Consider the following 3,584-nt stretch of genomic DNA (forward strand, 5'->3'; position numbering starts at 1 on the left):
TGGGCGTGGCCGTAACGGGCGCGTGGTGGCTGCATTGGGTGCCCATGGCCGCCCTGGCGGGCGCGCTGGCGTTGGCGGGCATGCTGCAGGTGCCGGGGCTGATGTGGTCGGCGCGCTACGCCAGGCGCTCACGCGCCACCTGGATGCAGAGCTGGCTGGTGGCCCTGGTCTTTGCGGTGCTGGGCGGGGTGAGCGCGCTGGTGGCGGGGCTCGTGGTGGCCACCTTCGTGCTGCTGCGCGATTCAGCTGCCACGGTGCTGCGCCATGTGCGCCTGGAGGGCGAATTGCGCTCGCGCCGCTTGCGGCGGGCTGGCTCGGACGGCTGGTTGTCAGCACGCATGGACCAGGTGGCGGTGTTCGAGCTGCAGGGGGTGATGTCGTTTGGTGTCGCGGCCCACATGGCGGAGCAGGTGCGCCTGGTGTTGCTGCCCAGGCACCGCTGGGTCATCCTCGATGCGGGGCGGGTGCCCGCGTGGGACAGCACTGCCATGGCGCAGCTGCGCGCTCTGGTGCGCGACCTGAACCAGCAGGGCGTCGAGATGGCCGTCGCCGCCTTCGATGCCGAGGCGGCGCAACATGCCGGCGCGGGTGTGCGCGCCTTCCGGGACCTGGACCGCGCCCTCGAATGGGCCGAGGCATCCATCCTTGCGCAGCGCCCCGCCAAGGAGCGGCCCAGCTACCCGCAGCGCGACCTGCTGGGCGAAGTGGGCGAGGGCCTGCCCGCAGCCGAGCGCCGGTCCCTGGAAGCGTTGCTGGTGCACCAGAGCGTGCCCGCGCGCGGCCGGGTGTTCGAGGCGGGCGATATCGACCATGACCTGCTCGTGGTGCAGTCGGGCCACATCACGCTCGTGACGTCATGGCCACCCGAAGAGGGCCTGCGCCTTGCCACGGTGGGGCCGGGCATGGCGTTTGGCGAGATGGCGTTTCTCAATGGTGCGGCGCGCACGGCCTGCGCGGGCGCCGAACGGGGCCCCGCCCAGCTGCTGCGGCTTTCGCGCACCCACTTCGACGACTGGGCCCGCCAATACCCGGCGGCTGCCCTGGTGGTGATGAACAATCTGGCGCAGATCGGTGCCCGCCGCTTGGCCGTCACCACCCGCCAGTTGCGGGCGGTACTCGAGTAGAAATGGGCGATTTTGCCGCAGGTGCTTATAGGCTGGTTCTCTGCAGCTATTGAAATGGTAGTGAAATGCCCGTGGGCTGCGGTCGGCATGTGCGCCCGGACTGCAGGGGCAAGTCACAAAATGCCCCCCTTTTTTCCCACGGTGCGACAATAGTGGGCTAAATGACAAGTTCCTTTTCCAATTTATCGCTGGCCGAGCCGCTGGCGCGTGCCGTAGCCGAAATGGGCTATGAGTCCATGACGCCCATCCAGGCGCAGGCCATCCCGGTCGTGCTGACCGGCAAGGACGTGATGGGCGCGGCCCAGACCGGCACCGGCAAGACGGCGGCTTTCTCGCTGCCGCTGCTGCAGCGCCTGCTCAAGCATGAAAGCAGTTCCACCTCGCCAGCGCGCCATCCCGTGCGTGCGCTGGTGCTGCTGCCCACGCGCGAACTGGCTGACCAGGTGGCCCAGCAGATCGCGCTGTACGCCAAGTACACCAAGCTGCGCAGCACCGTGGTGTTTGGCGGCATGGACATGAAGCCCCAGACCCTGGAGCTGAAAAAGGGCGTCGAGGTGCTGGTGGCTACGCCGGGCCGTCTGCTCGATCACATCGAAGCCAAGAATGCGGTGCTCAACCAGGTCGAATACGTGGTGCTCGACGAGGCCGACCGTATGCTCGACATCGGCTTCCTGCCCGACCTGCAGCGCATCCTGAGCTACCTGCCAAAGCAGCGCACCACGCTCTTGTTCAGCGCTACCTTCTCGCCCGAGATCAAGCGCCTGGCGGGCAGCTACCTGCAAGACCCGATCACCATCGAGGTGGCGCGGCCCAACGAGACCGCGTCCACCGTCGAGCAGCACTTCTACAGTGCCAATGACGACGACAAGCGCCACGCCATCCACCAGGTGCTCAAGTCGCGCGGGATCAAGCAGGCCTTCATCTTCGTCAACAGCAAGCTCGGCTGCGCGCGCCTGGCCCGCAGCCTGGAGCGCGAGGGCCTCAAGACCGCGGCGCTGCACGGTGACAAGAGCCAGGACGAACGCCTCAAGGCCCTCGACGCCTTCAAGCAAGGCGCGGTGGATTTGCTGGTCTGCACCGACGTGGCCGCGCGCGGCCTGGACATCAAGGATGTGCCTGCGGTGTTCAACTTCGACGTGCCCTTCAATGCCGAGGATTACGTGCACCGCATCGGCCGCACCGGTCGCGCAGGAGCCTCAGGCCTGGCGGTCACGCTGGTTTCGGGCAGCGATGCGCGCCTGGTGGCCGACATCGAGAAGTTGCTGAAGAAGAAGATCGACATCGAGGCGCTGGAGTACGACGAGGACCGCCCCCACGGCCGCCTGAACGATGGCCGCCGCGCCTGGCGCGAGAGCGGAGACGCCGCGCCACGCGATGCCGCACCTCGCGAACGTGATCGTGAACGCCGTGAACCGCGCGAGCCGCGTGAATACCGGGGCTTCCGTCCTGCGGTGGTGTCGCGCGATCCGTTCTTTGATAAGCCCTACGAGTCGAGCGAGCGCGATGCGGCACCGGCCTGGGAAGCTGCCACCCGCTCGCCCGCGCGCAGCAGCGTGTCGGCCAACATAAAACCCAAGCGCAAGGTGGCGGCCCTGTTCAAGGCCGCCCAGCCCGAAACCTCGGCGACCTAAGCGCTGCCGGTGGGAGCGCTGCGCACCGCGCGCTGTGGCGGCGCGGCCGGGGATTGGCAGAGCGCCGCGCTACCGTCGTATCGCTGGCCGCAACGGCATTCAGCGTTGCGACGGTTTCGTGGATGTATCGCGGAACCACATGGGGCTGACTGCCATTCCCGCTTCCCGCGCTGGTGGCACCAGGAACAGCGCTAGGACTGCCAGCGTATTGCCGCCGGCATGTCGGTTTGGCACGGGCGATGGCCCTTCTGTGCGGTATTGCGTGGCGGCTCTGGTCGCTCAAAAGAGCCGATGAGGACGTCGCCGTTTGCGCCAGAGCGCAAAAATTCAATCAAAAATGGCCAGAGCCCTTATGTGGCGGGCGTTAGCTGCTATTGATTTTGACGGATTGCGAGCGTCAGTGTTCGCCATGCTCCGCCTTGCGGCCGGGGGCCAGGCGCGCGAGCAGGGCAGCGTTCACGTCACCAAAGGCGATCACGCGCCCCCCACGGCGATCGGCAAAGCGCTGCGCTGCCTCAGCCGAGGCAAACGCGGGCAGATTACCGGCGCGCATCGGTCCACGGGCTGAGGAACCTTCGACGTACAGAGCCGTTTCCGCGGCGATCCAGTTGCTTGTCTTGGAATCGGTGACGTAGCGGGCCACCAGGTCCTGCGCTGTGCGGCCCTGGCTGTAGTGCCCAACGTTGGCCAGGTACTGGAACAGGCTCAGCGGCGAATCGAAGAAGTGGGCATCGCCATTGGCGAAGATGGCCTGCGCCGCCCATTCGGGGGCGCGGGCGGGGTACATGCCGCACACGGGGCAGCGAGCGTCGGCCGGGATGGCGCGGGG

General features: G+C 67.4%; 3 protein-coding genes. 2 read left to right on the forward strand and 1 reads right to left on the reverse strand.

What is annotated here, in order from left to right; all coding sequences use genetic code 11:
* On the forward strand, positions 1 to 1,124 hold a 1,124-nt coding region (locus ACDELDRAFT_RS20240), incomplete at its 5' end, for a cyclic nucleotide-binding domain-containing protein (protein WP_005799933.1).
* Positions 1,125 to 1,285: 161 nt separating this feature from the next.
* Positions 1,286 to 2,755, forward strand: a complete 1,470-nt coding sequence (locus ACDELDRAFT_RS20245; RefSeq protein WP_005799934.1) for a DEAD/DEAH box helicase — start codon at positions 1,286 to 1,288, stop codon at positions 2,753 to 2,755.
* Positions 2,756 to 3,152: 397 nt separating this feature from the next.
* Here the strand turns inward: ACDELDRAFT_RS20245 and ACDELDRAFT_RS20250 are convergent.
* A partial coding sequence (locus tag ACDELDRAFT_RS20250; RefSeq protein ID WP_005799935.1) for a nitrous oxide reductase accessory protein NosL occupies positions 3,153 to 3,584 on the reverse strand: 432 nt, incomplete at its 5' end.

This window comes from Acidovorax delafieldii 2AN, assembly GCF_000175235.1.
GTDB classification, from domain to species: domain Bacteria; phylum Pseudomonadota; class Gammaproteobacteria; order Burkholderiales; family Burkholderiaceae_C; genus Acidovorax; species Acidovorax delafieldii_B.